The organism is Streptomyces sp. NPDC006997, from assembly GCF_040635175.1.
Classification (GTDB): domain Bacteria; phylum Actinomycetota; class Actinomycetes; order Streptomycetales; family Streptomycetaceae; genus Streptomyces.
Genome location: NZ_JBEYHH010000004.1, coordinates 194341 through 208907 on the forward strand (window position 1 = coordinate 194341; position 14567 = coordinate 208907).

The 14567-nt window shown below is 72.1% G+C and carries 12 protein-coding genes and 2 pseudogenes; 6 read left to right on the forward strand and 8 right to left on the reverse strand.

Going from position 1 to position 14567, the window contains the following annotated elements; all coding sequences use genetic code 11:
* Positions 1-76: 76 nt before the first annotated feature.
* Positions 77-262: pseudogene (locus tag ABZ659_RS05560) on the forward strand (MBL fold metallo-hydrolase); the annotation flags it as partial.
* A 334-nt stretch (positions 263-596) separates the two neighbouring features.
* Here the strand turns inward: ABZ659_RS05560 and aroQ are convergent.
* Complete coding sequence (aroQ, locus tag ABZ659_RS05565) at positions 597-1070, reverse strand: type II 3-dehydroquinate dehydratase (protein WP_360213762.1); 474 nt, start codon at positions 1068-1070, stop codon at positions 597-599.
* Positions 1071-1168: 98 nt separating this feature from the next.
* Between aroQ and ABZ659_RS05570 the strand changes: the two genes are divergently transcribed.
* Together ABZ659_RS05570 and ABZ659_RS05575 are read left to right on the forward strand one after the other, a co-directional pair.
* Positions 1169-2215, forward strand: coding sequence for a S66 peptidase family protein (locus ABZ659_RS05570; protein ID WP_360213764.1), 1047 nt, complete (start codon positions 1169-1171; stop codon positions 2213-2215).
* Between the two features lie 93 nt (positions 2216-2308).
* Complete coding sequence (locus ABZ659_RS05575; protein ID WP_360213975.1) at positions 2309-3622, forward strand: MFS transporter; 1314 nt, start codon at positions 2309-2311, stop codon at positions 3620-3622.
* Positions 3623-3647: 25 nt separating this feature from the next.
* On the opposite strand, the pseudogene ABZ659_RS05580 reads toward ABZ659_RS05575, so the two are convergent.
* From ABZ659_RS05580 to ABZ659_RS05605, 6 genes and pseudogenes are all read right to left on the reverse strand, one after another.
* Positions 3648-3776 (reverse strand): annotated as a pseudogene (locus ABZ659_RS05580) (ionic transporter y4hA); the annotation flags it as partial.
* A 289-nt stretch (positions 3777-4065) separates the two neighbouring features.
* Entirely contained in the window at positions 4066-5067 is a 1002-nt protein-coding gene (locus ABZ659_RS05585; RefSeq protein ID WP_360213766.1) for a TerC family protein, read from the reverse strand.
* A 292-nt stretch (positions 5068-5359) separates the two neighbouring features.
* Positions 5360-7366, reverse strand: a complete 2007-nt coding sequence (locus tag ABZ659_RS05590; RefSeq protein ID WP_360213768.1) for a TerD family protein — start codon at positions 7364-7366, stop codon at positions 5360-5362.
* Between the two features lie 63 nt (positions 7367-7429).
* Positions 7430-8008 carry a TerD family protein gene (locus ABZ659_RS05595; RefSeq protein ID WP_360213770.1) on the reverse strand — a complete coding sequence of 193 codons (579 nt, stop codon included), beginning with the start codon at positions 8006-8008 and terminating at the stop codon, positions 7430-7432.
* 200 nt (positions 8009-8208) lie between these two features.
* Complete coding sequence (gene uvrB / locus ABZ659_RS05600) at positions 8209-10347, reverse strand: excinuclease ABC subunit UvrB (protein WP_360213772.1); 2139 nt, start codon at positions 10345-10347, stop codon at positions 8209-8211.
* A 40-nt stretch (positions 10348-10387) separates the two neighbouring features.
* A complete protein-coding gene (locus tag ABZ659_RS05605; protein ID WP_360213774.1) occupies positions 10388-11260 on the reverse strand; it encodes an MHYT domain-containing protein in 873 nt (290 codons plus the stop codon).
* Between the two features lie 251 nt (positions 11261-11511).
* On the opposite strand from ABZ659_RS05605, the gene ABZ659_RS05610 reads away from it, so the two are divergent.
* Complete coding sequence (locus tag ABZ659_RS05610; RefSeq protein WP_360213776.1) at positions 11512-12078, forward strand: methylated-DNA--[protein]-cysteine S-methyltransferase; 567 nt, start codon at positions 11512-11514, stop codon at positions 12076-12078.
* 20 nt (positions 12079-12098) lie between these two features.
* On the opposite strand, the gene ABZ659_RS05615 is transcribed toward ABZ659_RS05610, so the two are convergent.
* On the reverse strand, positions 12099-12527 hold the full coding sequence (locus tag ABZ659_RS05615; RefSeq protein ID WP_360213778.1) for a VOC family protein: 429 nt from the start codon (positions 12525-12527) through the stop codon (positions 12099-12101).
* A 97-nt stretch (positions 12528-12624) separates the two neighbouring features.
* Between ABZ659_RS05615 and ABZ659_RS05620 the strand changes: the two genes are divergently transcribed.
* Both ABZ659_RS05620 and ABZ659_RS05625 read left to right on the forward strand, forming a co-directional pair.
* Positions 12625-13533 carry a pseudouridine-5'-phosphate glycosidase gene (locus tag ABZ659_RS05620; protein ID WP_360213780.1) on the forward strand — a complete coding sequence of 303 codons (909 nt, stop codon included), beginning with the start codon at positions 12625-12627 and terminating at the stop codon, positions 13531-13533.
* Between the two features lie 65 nt (positions 13534-13598).
* The gene (locus tag ABZ659_RS05625) at positions 13599-14525 is read left to right on the forward strand and encodes a sugar kinase (RefSeq protein WP_360213977.1); all 927 of its coding nucleotides are present in this window, start codon (positions 13599-13601) and stop codon (positions 14523-14525) included.
* Positions 14526-14567 lie beyond the last annotated feature (42 nt).

Genomic DNA, 14567 nt, shown 5'->3' on the forward strand with positions numbered 1-14567 from the left:
ATTCCCGGTGATCCGCGCGTGAGAGAGACGAAGGTACGGCGCGGGGATCATCCCGGTGTTCAGAGGAACCAAGGACTTCCCGGGGGGCGTGGGCACCACGCGGAAGGACCCCGAGGCGTTCGCCCGTCTCATCCATGACGTGGAGGCCAAGCTCTTCGCGGTGCTCCCGGACGAGACCTGGGTCTACCCCGGCCACGGGAACGACACGACGCTGGGCGCCGAACGGCCGCACCTGCCGGAGTGGCACGCGCGGGGGTGGTGACGCGCGGGGGTGGTGACGCGCGGGGGTGGTGACCCGCGGGGGTGGTGACCCGCGGGGGTGGTGACCCGCGGGGGTGGTGACCCGCGGGGGTGGTGACCCGCGGGCGAGCGACCAGACCGGGGCACGAGTCGACAGACCGGGGCACGAGTCGACAGATACGCGCCCCGTGTGAAAAGTCCGCACGCGCCGGTGGTCCGCGCGCACTCCCGGCGCACGCCCCCGCGCGGTCAACTGGAGGCAGCCCCGCGCGGGATGACGGCTCCCGTGTGGCACGGGCCGCCGGTCTGCCGATTCCCCACCCTCGACCGGCGGCCCCGGCAGCCCTCACGCCGCGCTACGCCCCCACGCGCACCGTCCCCGCCAGCGCCGCGACCCGTTCCACGCCGAACACGTACCCCTGCACCCCGCACCCCGCGATCACACCGTCGGCGCGCAGCGAGACGTAGGAGTGGTGCCGGAACGACTCCCGCTGGTGGATGTTGGAGATGTGCACCTCCACCACCGGCATCCCGTCACAGGTGTTGAGGGCGTCCAGGATCGCGACGGAGGTGTGCGAGTACGCCCCGGGGTTGATGACGATCCCGCAGTGGTGGAGCCGCGCCTCATGGATCCAGTCGACCAGTTCGCCCTCGTGGTTGGACTGCCGGAGGTCCACCGTGCCGCCGTGCGCCGCCGCGGCCGTGGCGCACATCGACTCGACGTCGGCGAGCGTGTCGGAGCCGTAGATCTCGGGCTGGCGCTGGCCGAGGAGGTTCAGGTTGGGCCCGTTGAGGATCATGATCGGGGCGTGGGCGAGGGTGCGGGGCACGGTTCCTCCGGTCCGTCGGCTGGGGCGGCCCGCGGGACCGCTGCTCGCCCCGGTTTATCACGGTGCGCCGCCCCGGCCGCCCCTCGTATCCTCGCGCAATGATCACACCCAGCTATCCCCCGAAGCCCGTGCCCGGCGACCGCATAGCCGTGATCTCGCCCTCCGGGGGTCTCCCCGGCGTCCTCCCGCTCCCCTACGAGCTGGGACTGAAGCGGCTGCGCGAGGAGTACGGCCTGGAACCGGTCGAGTACCCGACGACGCGCACGATGGGCGCCACTCCCCAGGAGCGGGCCGACGACATCCACGCCGCCTTCGCGGACCCGGACGTGAAGGCGGTGATCGCCTCGATCGGCGGCTCCGACCAGATCACCGTGCTGCCGCTGCTGGACCGGGAGCTGCTCCGCGCCCACCCGAAGCCGTTCGTCGGCATGAGCGACAACACCAACCTGCTGCTCTACCTGCGCAACACCGGGATCGTCGGCTACCACGGCGCGAGCGTGATGGCGGAGCTGGGCCGCCCCGGCGCCATGCACCCGCAGACCGCGGACTCCCTGCGGGCCGCGCTGTTCACCTCCGGCGCCTACGAGCTGCGGCCGGCCGAGCGGTGGCGCGACACCGGTCGGGACTGGGCCGACCCGGCCACCTTCGACGCGGAGCCCGAGACCCGGCCCGGCACCGGCTGGACCTGGGTCAACGCCGACCAGGTGGTGGAGGGCCGCAGCTGGGGCGGCTGCCTGGAGATCATCGCCTGGCTGCTGATGGCCGACCGGGAGATCTCCCACGACCTGTCCGACTACGACGGCCAGGTGCTGTTCCTGGAGACCTCGGAGGAGATGCCGAGCGGCGAGGAGGTCTTCCGCACCCTGCGCAACATGGGCGAGCGCGGTCTGCTCCAGCGCTTCTCCGCACTGCTGATGGGCCGCCCCAAGACCTGGGACTTCGCCCGGCCGAACTCCCCTGAGGAGGCGGCCCGTTACGCCGCCGAGCAGCGTACGGCCGTACAGCGCGCGCTCGCCGCGTACGCCCCCGACCTGCTGACCGTCTTCGACGTGGACCTCGGCCACACCGACCCCCAGCTCGTGATCCCCTACGGCGGCACGGTCCGCGTCGACGGCCCCGCCCGGCGCATCACCGTCACGTACTGACACACCCCGCACTCCCGCGCGCCCCCGTAACTCGCGGTCACTCTGGGTAGTTGACCGGGTATGCAGGATGTACAGCCCGTGAGGGCACCCGGGATGCTGCGCATCGCCGCCGCCGCGCTGGCCGGAACGGCCATCGAGTTCTACGACTTCTTCGTCTACGGAACCGCGGCGGCGCTGGTGCTGGGGCCGTTGTTCTTCCCGACCTTCTCCCCGCTGGCCGGGACGCTCGCGGCCTTCGGGACGTTCGGGGTGGGCTTCTTCGCGCGGCCCCTGGGCTCGGTGCTGTTCGGGCACATCGGGGACCGGCACGGTCGGCGTCCGGTCCTGGTGATCTCACTGCTGGTGACCGGCGCCTCGACGGTCGCGGTCGGCTGTGTGCCGACGTACGGCAGCATCGGGGTGGCCGCTCCGGTGCTGCTGCTGGTCCTGCGTTTCGCGCAGGGGCTGGGGCTCGGGGGTGAGTGGGGCGGGGCCGTGCTGCTGACCGCGGAGCACGCGCCCGCCGGGCGGCGCGGACTGTGGTCGAGCTTTCCGCAGGTCGGGCCCGCCGTGGGGTTCCTGCTCGCCAACGGGGTGATGCTGGCGCTGTCGGCGACCCTGACCGAGGCGCAGTTCACGCAGTGGGGCTGGCGGGTGCCGTTCTGGGTGTCCGGGGTGCTGGCCCTGATCGGGCTGTGGCTGCGTTCCTCGCTCGCGGAGAGCCCCCGCTTCCTGGAGATCGACGACCACGCGCGCGTGCCGCTCGTCGAGGTCGTCCGCGACCACTGGCGGCTGGTCCTGCTGACCGCCGGGGCCCTGTCGGTCGGCTACGCGGTCTTCTACGCCGTCACCACCTGGTCCCTCGCCTACGCCACGGAGCGGCTCGGGGTGAGCCGTACCGTCATGCTGTCCTGCGTCATGGCCGCGGTGGTCGTGAAGGGCGCGCTCACCCCGGTGGCGGCGGTGCTCGGGGACCGCTACGGGCGGCGGCCCCTGTGTCTGATCGGGTGCGCGGCGACGGCCCTGTGGATGTTCCCGATGGTGGCTCTGCTGTCGACCGGGGCGCCGCTGCTGATGGTGACCGGCTTCCTGGGCGCGATGCTCGCCTTCGTCGCCATGTTCGCGGTGATCGCCGCGTACCTGCCGGAGTTGTACGAGCCGAGGGTGCGCTGCACGGGTGCCGCGGTCGGCTACAACCTCGGCGGGGTGTTCGGCGGCGCGCTCACCCCGATCGTGGCGACGGCGCTCGCGGACCAGGGCGGCCGGGTTCCGTGGGGGGTGGCCGCCTATCTGACGGGGGTCGCGCTGGTCAGCCTGGCCTGTTTCGCGCTGCTGCCGGACACCCGTCCGGGGCAGGTGCCGACGCCGGGCCCCGAGTCGGACCCGGGCAGATCAGGGGCAGCGCAGGCGAGGGCGACGACCGGCTGACCCGCTACGGGTTGATCGGGAGTTCCAGATAGACCGCGGCGAAGACGGTGTCCCTGGCCAGCGTCGAGGTCTTGTCGCCGCCGTCGGCCATCAGGGTGGTGACGATCAGGGCGACCTCGATGACCGTGACCGCGACGGCCAGCACCAGCGAGCCGCTCCGCCAGTTCGTTGGTCTCCGGGGCCTCGCTGTTGCGCATGGCCTCCTCGTACGACTCGGACTCGATCAGTGAGAGGTACCGGCCCGGGTGGTCCCGGTCCCTGAGGAGGATGCGGCGGGTGGGGCCGCCTCCCCTGCCCGCCGATCGCAGCCCGGCCTCTTCCAGCAACTGCTCCATGTCCTCCAGCCGCTCGGTCTCGAAGTCGACCAAGCAAGCACCGGGAGCGGTGCCCGGCAATGCGCCGCGCACCGCTCCCGTGGCCCGTTGTCGCTACGCCGGGCGCGGTCAGCCCTTCAGGCTGTCCTGCGGAGCGCTCTCGGACTCCTTGTCCGCCGCCTCGGCCGCCTCCTGCTTGCGGGAGGCCATCAGGCTGGTGATCGTGGTGACGATCAGGACGGCGCAGATGACGCCGAGCGAGACCGGGATGCTGATCTCGGGGACGTGGACCCCCGACTCGTGCAGGGCGTGCAGCACCAGCTTCACACCGATGAAGCCGAGGATGATCGACAGGCCGTAGCTGAGGTGGACCAGCTTGCGCAGCAGACCGCCGATGAGGAAGTACAGCTGCCGCAGCCCCATCAGCGCGAAGGCGTTCGCCGTGAAGACGATGTACGGGTCCTGGGTGAGGCCGAAGATCGCGGGGATCGAGTCGAGCGCGAACAGGACGTCCGTGGTGCCGATCGCGAGCATCACGACCAGCATCGGCGTCATGATCCGCTTGCCGTTCTCCCGGATCCACAGCTGGGTGCCGTGGTAGCGGTCGGCCACACCGAAGCGGCGCTCGGCGGCCTTGAGCAGCCTGTTCTCCTCGTACTCCTCGTCGTCCTCGTCGGCGCGGGCCTCCTGGATGAGCTTCCAGGCGGTCCAGATCAGGAAGGCGCCGAAGAGGTAGAAGACCCAGGAGAAGCTGGCGATGATCGCGGCACCGGCGGCGATGAAGATCGCGCGCAGCACCAGGGCTATGAGCACGCCGATGAGCAGGACGCGCTGCTGGTACTGCGAGGGCACCGCGAACTTCGCCATGATCAGGACGAAGACGAAGAGGTTGTCGACGCTCAGCGACTTCTCGGTGATGTAGCCCGCGAAGAACTCTCCGGCGGGCTGGCCGCCGCTGAAGAGGAGCAGGCCGAGTCCGAAGAGGGCGGCCAGGACGATCCAGACGACGGTCCAGGTCCCGGCTTCCTTGATCGAGACGTCATGGGGCTTGCGCCCGATGAAGAAGTCGACGGCGATGAGGGCACTCAGACCCACGATGGTCAGGACCCACAGGGTCAGGGAAACATCCACTGCGCCTCCGGCAGTACGTAACAGCAAACGGTCAGTCAGCGTCATCGCTGCCGGAGGTCTCTTCCACCCCGGGCGTCCGGTGCGCTCACGCGCCCCGGGGCCCACGGGCCGACGCCCCGGGACCTTGCCAGGTCCGTACTGACGGGAACGCCGCAGTTGGCAGGGAGTACTCCCCTCCGTGCCGACTACGGTAACCCGATCCCCAAGGAAAGGTAAAGCGCCTGGTAAAGGGGAGGCCAAAACAGCTGGTCGAGTGGCTTTACCTTTACTTGATACTGCCAGGTGAGGCGGCTCAGCGGTTCCAGGACCGACGGGCTGCCGCCACCTGGGTGAGCACCTGCTGGAGCACCTGACTACCGGACGGGACGCGCGGCGGCTCGTACGTCCAGGCATGACCGACCCACGGGTCCGCCAGGTGGTCGTCAGGCACCGGGGTCAGTCGCAGCAGCGAACGCCACAGCGGGTCGAGGAGCGGGCCGTACCCGGCGGCGTCCTCACGGTCGGCGACCATCATCAGGTGGACGCCGACGTCCGGACCCTCGTCCGCGAGGTAGCGCAGCTGGGTCACCGCGCGGTCGTCGAAGCCGTGCGGGAAGTCGTTGACCACGACGAGTTGCTGGGCCGTGTCCAGGTCGGGCGGGAGGGAGTCGGCGGCGCCGCCGCGCAGCGCCATCTGCACCAGGTCCACCCGCTGCGTCAGCCGGGTGAGGACGTCCGCGACCCCCGCCGCGCCGTGCGCGGGCGGGGTGGCGAGCACACCGGTCCGCACCAGAGGGGCCAGCGCCTGCGCGCCCGACCCGGCCGGGTCGACGACGTGCACGGTGAACTCGCCCGCCGGGTGGATCGCCAGCAGTCGGGCGGTGTGCGCCACCGCCGTCTCCATGGCGAGGCGCCGCAGGTCGTGGGAGTCGGTGAAGGAGCCGTCGAGCGACGCGGCGCGCCCGCTGTCGATCCACAGGCCCCGCTCCAGCGGCAGCCGGACCAGCATCGGGATGCGCAGCTGGGCGCACTCGGGGAGGTGGAGGTCGCCCACGCGCACGGCCATGGGGATCTCCATCGGGACCCGGTAGGCGTGCCACACGGGGTTGTCCCAGCTCGCGAACATCGGCGGCAGCGCGGGCTCGACGACGCCCGCCTCGGCGGTGAGCTGGGCGAGGTCGCGGTCGAGGGCCTGCCGGGCCTGGTCGACGAGCTGGGTGTGCCGGGCGCGCGCCGACGCCCGGGCCGCGTCGGCCTGGCCGCCGATCCTGCTGCGCGGGTCGGACAGGGCCTGCTCCAGCTCCTTCTCCATCCGGGAGTCGGCGAAGTCGACGGCGCTGCGGTAGGCGGCCGTGGTACGGGCCAGGTCCTCGAACATGCCCCACACCTGGTTGTAGAGCCGCTCGTCCATGGACCAGCCGGTCGCGTCGCCCGCGACGGGCTGTCCGGGCTGTCCGGGAGGGGCCGGGGGCGCGGTCGGCGGGGGCGGCGGGGGTGCGGAGGTCTGGCGGCCGGGGTGGGTGTAGTTGACGGGGCCGCCGGTCGGCTGCCCGGCGGGCTGGGCCGGGGTGGCGGCGGGGTGCGCGGGGTCGGCCGGTGCGGCACCGCCATGGGGCGGGTAGCCCGGATGGTGGCCGGTGCCGCCCTGTGCGCCCTGGGGGCCGTAGGGCGAGCCGCTCTGGCCGGGGCCGTAGGGCGGCGGCGCCGACTGCCGGGAGAGGTCTCCGTCCGCCGTACGGGGCGGGGGTGCCGCCACCGAGCGGGCCATGCCCTGGCCCACCGCTTCGAGGATGGCGCCCGCGAGCTGGTGGGAGTGGAGCAGGCCCTGGTCGGCGAGGAGTTCCGGGAGGCCACCGGCGTAGCCCTGGCCGACGGCGCGCACCTTCCAGGCGCCCTGCCGTCGGTACAGCTCCAGCGCGACGACGGCGGACTCGGCGTCCAGACCGGTGAGGGTGAAGCTGGCGATCTCGGTGCCGTCGAGGCCGGTGACCGCGACGAAGGGGGCGGCGACGGCGCCGAAGCGGACCGGGCCGCCGCCCTGCCCGACCGGCAGGGCGAGCAGCACGTGCACGCGGTGCACGGCGTCCGGCACGGCGTCCAGGTCCACCGCGAGGCGGTGGTCGGCGGCGGCCTGCCGGGACACCTCCAGACCGGCCAGCGTGGGTGTGCCCGGATGGGCCACCCACTCCGCGCCGTGCACCTTGCCCTGCTCGTCGCCGAGCGTCGCGGCGGCCACGATCGGCGCACCGGCCGAGACCCGGATCTCTAGGCGGGTCTGGGAGAGCGGGTGGTTCTGTCCCCGCGCCAGCTCGGCCGTCATCGCCTTCTTCCCCCTGGGTCGCTGTGTCGCTCGTCGCTGTCAGGTGCCGGATGCCGGGTCTGCTCAGAGGTGCGGCAGGATGGCGGGCATCAGGTCCTGGAAGGTGCGGCCGTTGGCCGGGGTGCCGAGGGCCGTCATGGCCCAGCCCGGACCGTTGCGGTGCACCTTCGCCATGATCTGGGCCGTGTAGGCGCCGCCACCGGCGAGGGTGTAGCGGGCCAGTTCCTGGCCGTTGGTCTCGTCGACCAGGCGGCAGAAGGCGTTCTGCACCTCCTGGAAGGTCTGCCCCGTGAAGGAGTTCACGGTGAAGATGATCTGGTCGATGTGGACCGGAACGCGCTGGAGGTCGACGAGGATCGACTCGTCGTCACCGCCCTGACCGGCACCGCCGACCAGGTTGTCACCGGTGTGCCGGACGGAGCCGTCGTCGCTCACCAGGTGGCGGAAGAAGACGACGTCGACCGGCTGCTTGTCCGCGAACAGCACGGCGGAGGCGTCGAGGTCGATCTCCCGGGTGCGCGAGCCGAACAGGCCGCGCCGGGGGGCCGCCTGCCAGCCGAGACCCATGCGCACCGCGGTCAGGGTGCCGCCGTCGTTCTTCTGCAGACTGATGGCCTGACCCTTGGTCATGTTGACGGTCACGCGCTGATTCCCCTCTCGGACATCCCCTGTTGACCGCGAGAACCGCGGTTGCGCAGAACACTACGCAGGGGCACTGACAGTGCCGTACCCCGGTCCGGACTTTGTGTCGGTCTTGCAACACTGCGCAGCCCCGCCGAGGTCACAGGGGCCCTATCGAGGAGCACCGGTCCCACGGGTGGACCGGTGCCCGCGCGGGTTGGTCAGGCCAGGCCCGCCTCCCGCATCTGGCGCAGTTCCTTCTTCATCTCGGAGACCTCGTCCCGCAGCCGGGCCGCGATCTCGAACTGGAGGTCCGCGGCGGCGGCCCGCATCCGCTCGGTCAGCTGCTCGATCTGCTCGGCGAGTTCGGCCGCGGGCTGGTCGGTGGGCACCGTCTCCTTGGCCCTGCCCTTGGCGCCCTTGCCTGCCTTGGCCGCCTTGGCTCCCAGCGAGGGCACCGGGGCCTTGGTGCCGCCGCCGTCCTTCTTGGCGCGGTAGCCGCTGCCGAGCAGTTCGGCGGTGTCGACGTCCTCGCGGGCGATCTGCGCGACGATGTCGTTGATCTTCTTGCGCAGCGGCTGCGGGTCGATGCCGTTCGCCGTGTTGTACGCGATCTGCTTCTCCCGGCGGCGGTTTGTCTCGTCGATGGCCCGCTCCATCGCCGGAGTGATCTTGTCGGCGTACATATGGACCTGACCGGAGACGTTGCGCGCCGCGCGGCCGATGGTCTGGATCAGGGAGGTCCCCGAGCGCAGGAAGCCCTCCTTGTCGGCGTCGAGGATGGCGACCAGGGACACCTCGGGCAGGTCGAGGCCCTCGCGGAGCAGGTTGATGCCGACCAGCACGTCGAACTCGCCGGAGCGCAGCTCGCGCAGCAGCTCCACCCGGCGCAGGGTGTCGACGTCGCTGTGCAGGTAGCGGACCTGGATGCCCAGCTCCAGGAAGTAGTCGGTGAGGTCCTCGGCCATCTTCTTGGTGAGCGTGGTGACCAGGACGCGCTCGTCCTTCTCGACGCGCTGCCGGATCTCGTGCACCAGGTCGTCGATCTGGCCCTCGGTCGGCTTGACGACGACCTCGGGGTCGATCAGGCCGGTGGGGCGGATGATCTGCTCCACCACGCCGTCCCCACGGGACAGCTCGTACGCGCCCGGGGTGGCCGACAGGTAGACGGTCTGCCCGGTGCGCTCCTGGAACTCCTCCCACTTCAGCGGTCGGTTGTCCAGCGCGGACGGCAGCCGGAAGCCGTGGTCCACGAGGGTGCGCTTGCGGGAGGCGTCGCCCTCGTACATGGCGCCGATCTGCGGAACGGTGACGTGGGACTCGTCGATGACGAGGAGGAAGTCGTCCGGGAAGTAGTCCAGCAGGGTGTTGGGCGGGGAGCCGGGCGAGCGGCCGTCGAAGTGCATCGAGTAGTTCTCGACGCCGGAGCAGGTGCCGATCTGGCGGAGCATCTCGATGTCGTACGTGGTGCGCATCCGCAGCCGCTGGGCCTCGAGCAGCTTGCCCTGCTTCTCCATCTCCGCCAGCCGCTCGGCCAGCTCCTTCTCGATGTCGTTGACGGCCCGCTCCATGCGCTCGGGACCGGCCACGTAGTGCGAGGCGGGGAAGACGTACAGGTGCTGGTCGTCGCTGATGATCTCGCCGGTGAGCGGGTGCAGGGTGGACAGCGCCTCGATCTCGTCGCCGAACATCTCGATGCGGACGGCCAGCTCCTCGTAGACCGGGAAGATCTCGATGGTGTCGCCGCGGACCCGGAAGGTGCCGCGGCTGAAGGCCATGTCGTTGCGCGTGTACTGGATCTCCACGAAGCGGCGCAGCAGCTCGTCGCGGTCGATCTCGTCGCCGACGCGCAGCGGGACCATGCGGTCCACGTACTCCTGGGGGGTGCCGAGGCCGTAGATGCAGGAGACGGAGGCCACCACGATGACGTCACGCCGGGTGAGCAGGGAGTTCGTCGCGGAGTGGCGCAGCCGCTCGACCTCCTCGTTGATCGAGGAGTCCTTCTCGATGTAGGTGTCCGACTGGGGGACGTACGCCTCGGGCTGGTAGTAGTCGTAGTACGAGACGAAGTACTCGACGGCGTTGTTCGGCAGCAGCTCGCGGAACTCGTTCGCCAGCTGGGCGGCCAGGGTCTTGTTCGGCGCCATCACCAGGGTGGGGCGCTGGAGCTTCTCGATCATCCACGCGGTGGTGGCGGACTTGCCGGTGCCGGTCGCGCCGAGCAGGACGACGTCCTTCTCGCCGCCTTCGATGCGCCGCGCGAGGTCGGCGATGGCCGTCGGCTGGTCGCCGCTCGGCTGGTAGGGACTGACGACCTCGAAGGGCGCCACCGTGCGTTCGATGTGGGAAACGGGCCGCATGTCATCCACCGTACGACCCACCACTGACAACCGGCCCGGATCAGCGGTTCTGCGGGCTGCGTGAGCCCCGCTGGCCGGCCGGTCGGCGGGGGCGCAGCGGGCGGCGGTGCCCGGAGTGCGAGACGGCGGGGCGCGCCGGGACGCCCGGCTTCTCCTCGATGAGGGGCCATACGGGCTTGCCCATGACCAGCAGCGGGTCGAACAGCATCACGACACCGGCCAGGCACAGGAAGGCCAGCGGTCCGATCAGCAGGGGTGCCAGCAGGGCCGCGGGTGAGTCACCGGAGACGCCGGAGCCGGCGGAGGCGCCGTGGAGGTGGACGCTGAGGGCGGCCATGCCCGTGTAGTGCATCCCGGAGACGGCCACGCCCATGACGAGGCTGGCGCCCACGCTCCACAGGCACCCCTTGACCTGTCCGGCGGCCCACAGGGCGGCGGTGGCGGCGGCCATGGCTATCACGACGGACGCGGCGACGGTGAGGGTGTTGTACTCGAAGGTGCCGTCGAAGCGCATCCCGGCCATGCCCAGGTAGTGCATGGTGGCGACGCCCAGGCCGGTGACGGTGCCCCCGGTGAACAGGGCGGTCCCCCGCGCGCCCTTGTAGCCGACGATGAAGATCCCGACGCCGACCATCACGATGGCGACGCCCAGGCTGGCGTACGTCAGCGGTTTGTCGTAGCTGATCGGCGCCTCCTCGATGGTGAAGCCCATCATCGCGATGAAGTGCATGGTCCAGATGCCGGAGCCGATCGCCGCCGAGCCGAGGGCCAGCCAGCCGGCCCGCCAGGAGCGGGTCACCAGCATGGATCTGGTGGTGCACCGCAGACCGAGGGCACCGCCGAGACAGGCCATGAGAAAGGCCACCAGCGGGGTGACGAGGCCGTAGCTGAATCCGTCGACCGTGCCTTGCATACGCGGCTGTCCTTCCGCCGTCTCGCGCCCCGAGATCTCCTGATGTGCGCCCCCTCCCAGGACCGCCGAACGCCCGGGACTGAGGCGAAGAGTATGACCCCGGCCGGAGAGGTCGAACGATTTTCCGGCAAAGAGACACGGCCTTGCCCCACTTGTGCCGCCCCGGTGACCACACCGGGGAGACCGCTCGCGTCCCGCGACCCTCCCGTGGCCGGGCGGCGTTGTCAGTGCCGGGCCGTACGGTGGGGCACATGGACAGCGATGGGCAGTACGAGCAGCGGGACGAGCCGCAGGTGGTCTGGGCCGTCGTCGGTACCGACATCGGGCCCCTGCTGCTGGCCGCCACCCGGCAGGGCCTGGTCAACGTCGTGTTCCACGCCACGGACCGGGTGCGCGAGCAGGCGCTCGACCGGCTCGCCGCGCGGCTGGGCAGCGAGCCCGTCGAGGAGCCCGGCGTGCCGCCGCTGGCCGAGGCGATACGCCAGGTCGAGGAGTACTTCGCGGGGGCGCGCAGGGACTTCGAGCTGCGGCTGGACTGGGCGCTGATCTCCGGCTTCAACCGCCAGGTGCTGCGTGAGCTGGCCGCCTCGGTGCCGTTCGGCGCGGTCGTCGGCTACGGCGATCTGGCCGGGCGGGTCGGGCAGCCGGGCGCGGCCCAGGCGGTCGGGGCGGCGATGGGCGCGAATCCGCTGCCGGTCGTCGTGCCCTGTCACCGGGTCGTGGAGAGCGACGGCGGCATCGGCGGCTTCGGGGGCGGTCTGGAGGCCAAGCGGACGCTGCTGGCCCTGGAGGGTGTGCTGCCGCAGCCGCTCTTCTGAGGCCGGTCGCGGCGCACGCGTCACCCGTAGTGCCGGACTTCGAGGACGTTGCCGTCCGGGTCGCGGAAGTAGAAGCTGCGCCGCGCCGTGCCGCGGGCGCCGAGGAGGTCGTGGGAGATCCCGGAGACGGGGACGGACCGCTCCGCCAGCCGGGCTCGGAGGGCGTCGAACCTGTCCTCCGGCATCGCCAGGCAGACGTGGTTCACGGGGTGCCCGGCGCTCTCGACGGCTCCCGGGACCATGGTCATGCGCGGCGCCATGGTCAGGGGCGCGAGGTCGAGGATCGTCTCCTCGTTGAGGCGCACCGAGGGGAAGGACACCTGTCCCGCGGCGTACTCGGTGACCCCGAGCGCCTCCAGACCGACCGCCTCCTCGTAGAAGCGGGCGGCGGCGAGGGGGTCGCGCACCCAGAGGACGACATGGTCGAGTCGTGTCGTGTTGTCCGTCATGCCTCCAAGGCTGGTGGGGTCCCGCACCGACGGCAAGGGTTTGACCGGGCGCGCCGCCCGCCAGGGATGAGGGAAGACCGACAGACAGGAGGCGCCCGTGTCGCTGGTGGTGTCCGAGGAAGTGCGGGAGGCGGTCGACGCGCGTCGGCCCGTGGTGGCCCTGGAGTCCACGATCATCGCGCACGGGCTGCCCCGCCCGCGCAACCTCCAGGTCGCGCTGGAGCTGGAGGAGGTGGTACGGCGGGAGGGCGCCGTACCGGCGACGGTCGCCGTGCTGGACGGGCGGCCCCGGGTCGGCCTGGACAAGGAGCAACTGGAGCGGATCGCCAACGAGGGCGGCATCCGCAAACTGGGCCACCGCGACCTGCCGCTGGCGGTGGCCGGCGGGGCGAGCGGCGCCACGACGGTGTCCGCGACGGCCCTGCTCGCGTCGCTGGCCGGGGTGCGGGTGTTCGCGACGGGCGGCCTCGGCGGGGTGCACCGGCAGTGGACGGTGACGCAGGACGAGTCGGCGGACCTGGGGCTGCTCGCGCGGACGCGGATCACGGTGGTGTGCGCGGGCGTGAAGTCGATCCTGGACGTCCCGGCGACCTTGCAGCGGCTGGAGACGCTGGGCGTCGCCGTCGCCGGGTACGGCACCGACCGCTTCCCCGGCTTCTACCTCTCGGACTCCGGGCACCCGGTGGACTGGACGCTGCGGTCACCGCGGGAGGTGGCGGACGTGATGCGCGCGCAGGACGCGCTCGGCGGGCCGGAGTCGGCGCTGATCGTGGCCAACCCGGTGCCGGAGGCGGAGCAACTGGACCCTCAGCTGCACGCGCGCGTGCTCGACGAGGCACTCCGGGCCTGTGACCGCGAGGGCGTCACCGGCCAGGCGGTCACCCCGTTCCTCCTCGACCACCTGGTACGGCACACCGACGGCGCCTCCCTGGCCGCCAATCTGGCGGCGGTGCGCGGCAACGTAGGGCTGGCGGCGCGGATCGCGGCGGCTTGGACGGACGGGTGAGCGACGACGACGGGGACGCGAGCGGGGACGGGGGCGGGGGTGTGACCGGGGACGGGGACCGGAGTGTGACCGGGGGCGGGGGCGCCGCGCTACTGGTCGTCGGGGATGTGGTGACGGACGTCGTGGCCCGGCACCGGGGGCCGCTGGCGCCGGGCACCGACACCGCCGCCTCGGTGCGGACGCTGCCGGGTGGCGCGGGCGCCAACGTGGCGTGCTGGGCGGCGCACCGGGGGTGCGCGGAGGTCCGGCTGCTGGGCCGGGTGGGGGCCGACGCGGCGGCGTGGCACGAGCGGGAGCTGACCGCCGCCGGGGTGCGGGCGCGGCTGGTCGTCGACCCGGTGGCGCCGACCGGCACGGTGATCTGCCTGGTGGACACGGGTGCCGCGGCCGAGCGGACGTTCCTCACGGACAGCGGCGCGTCGTTGCGGCTGGAGCCCGGCGACTGGTCGCCGTCCCTGCTCGACGGGGTGGCGCGGCTGCATCTCTCGGGCTACCTGCTGTTCTCCGACCCGAGCCGCGCGCTGTTCTCGGCGGCGCTGGAGTCGGCACGCGCGCGTGGCGTGCCGGTGAGCCTGGACCCGGCGTCGGCCGGGTTCCTGACCCGACTCGGTGTCGACCGGTTCCTGGAGCTGGTCGCCGGGGTGGACGTACTGCTGCCGAGCCGGGACGAGGCGTGCCTGGTCACGGGGTTGCCCGACGCCGCGGACGCGGCGGCGAAGCTCAGCCGCCACGTCCCGCTGGTCGTCGTGAAACAGGGGGCGGAGGGCGCGCTGGTCGCCCGCTCCGGGAGCGTGTGCGCCCGGGTGCCCGCCCTCCCGGCGGTGCCACGGGACACCACGGGCGCGGGCGACGCCTTCACCGGCGCCTTCCTCGCCGCGCTGCTCACGGGCGCAGGGCCACGGGACGCGGCGGCCGAAGGGTGCCGGGCGGGCGCCCTGGCCGTGACGCGGGTGGGCGGCAGACCACCGGGCGGCGCCCCGCAGGGCACCTGACAGCGGCCAGGACGACCGCCGCCGTAAGCCTCTGCCGCCGAG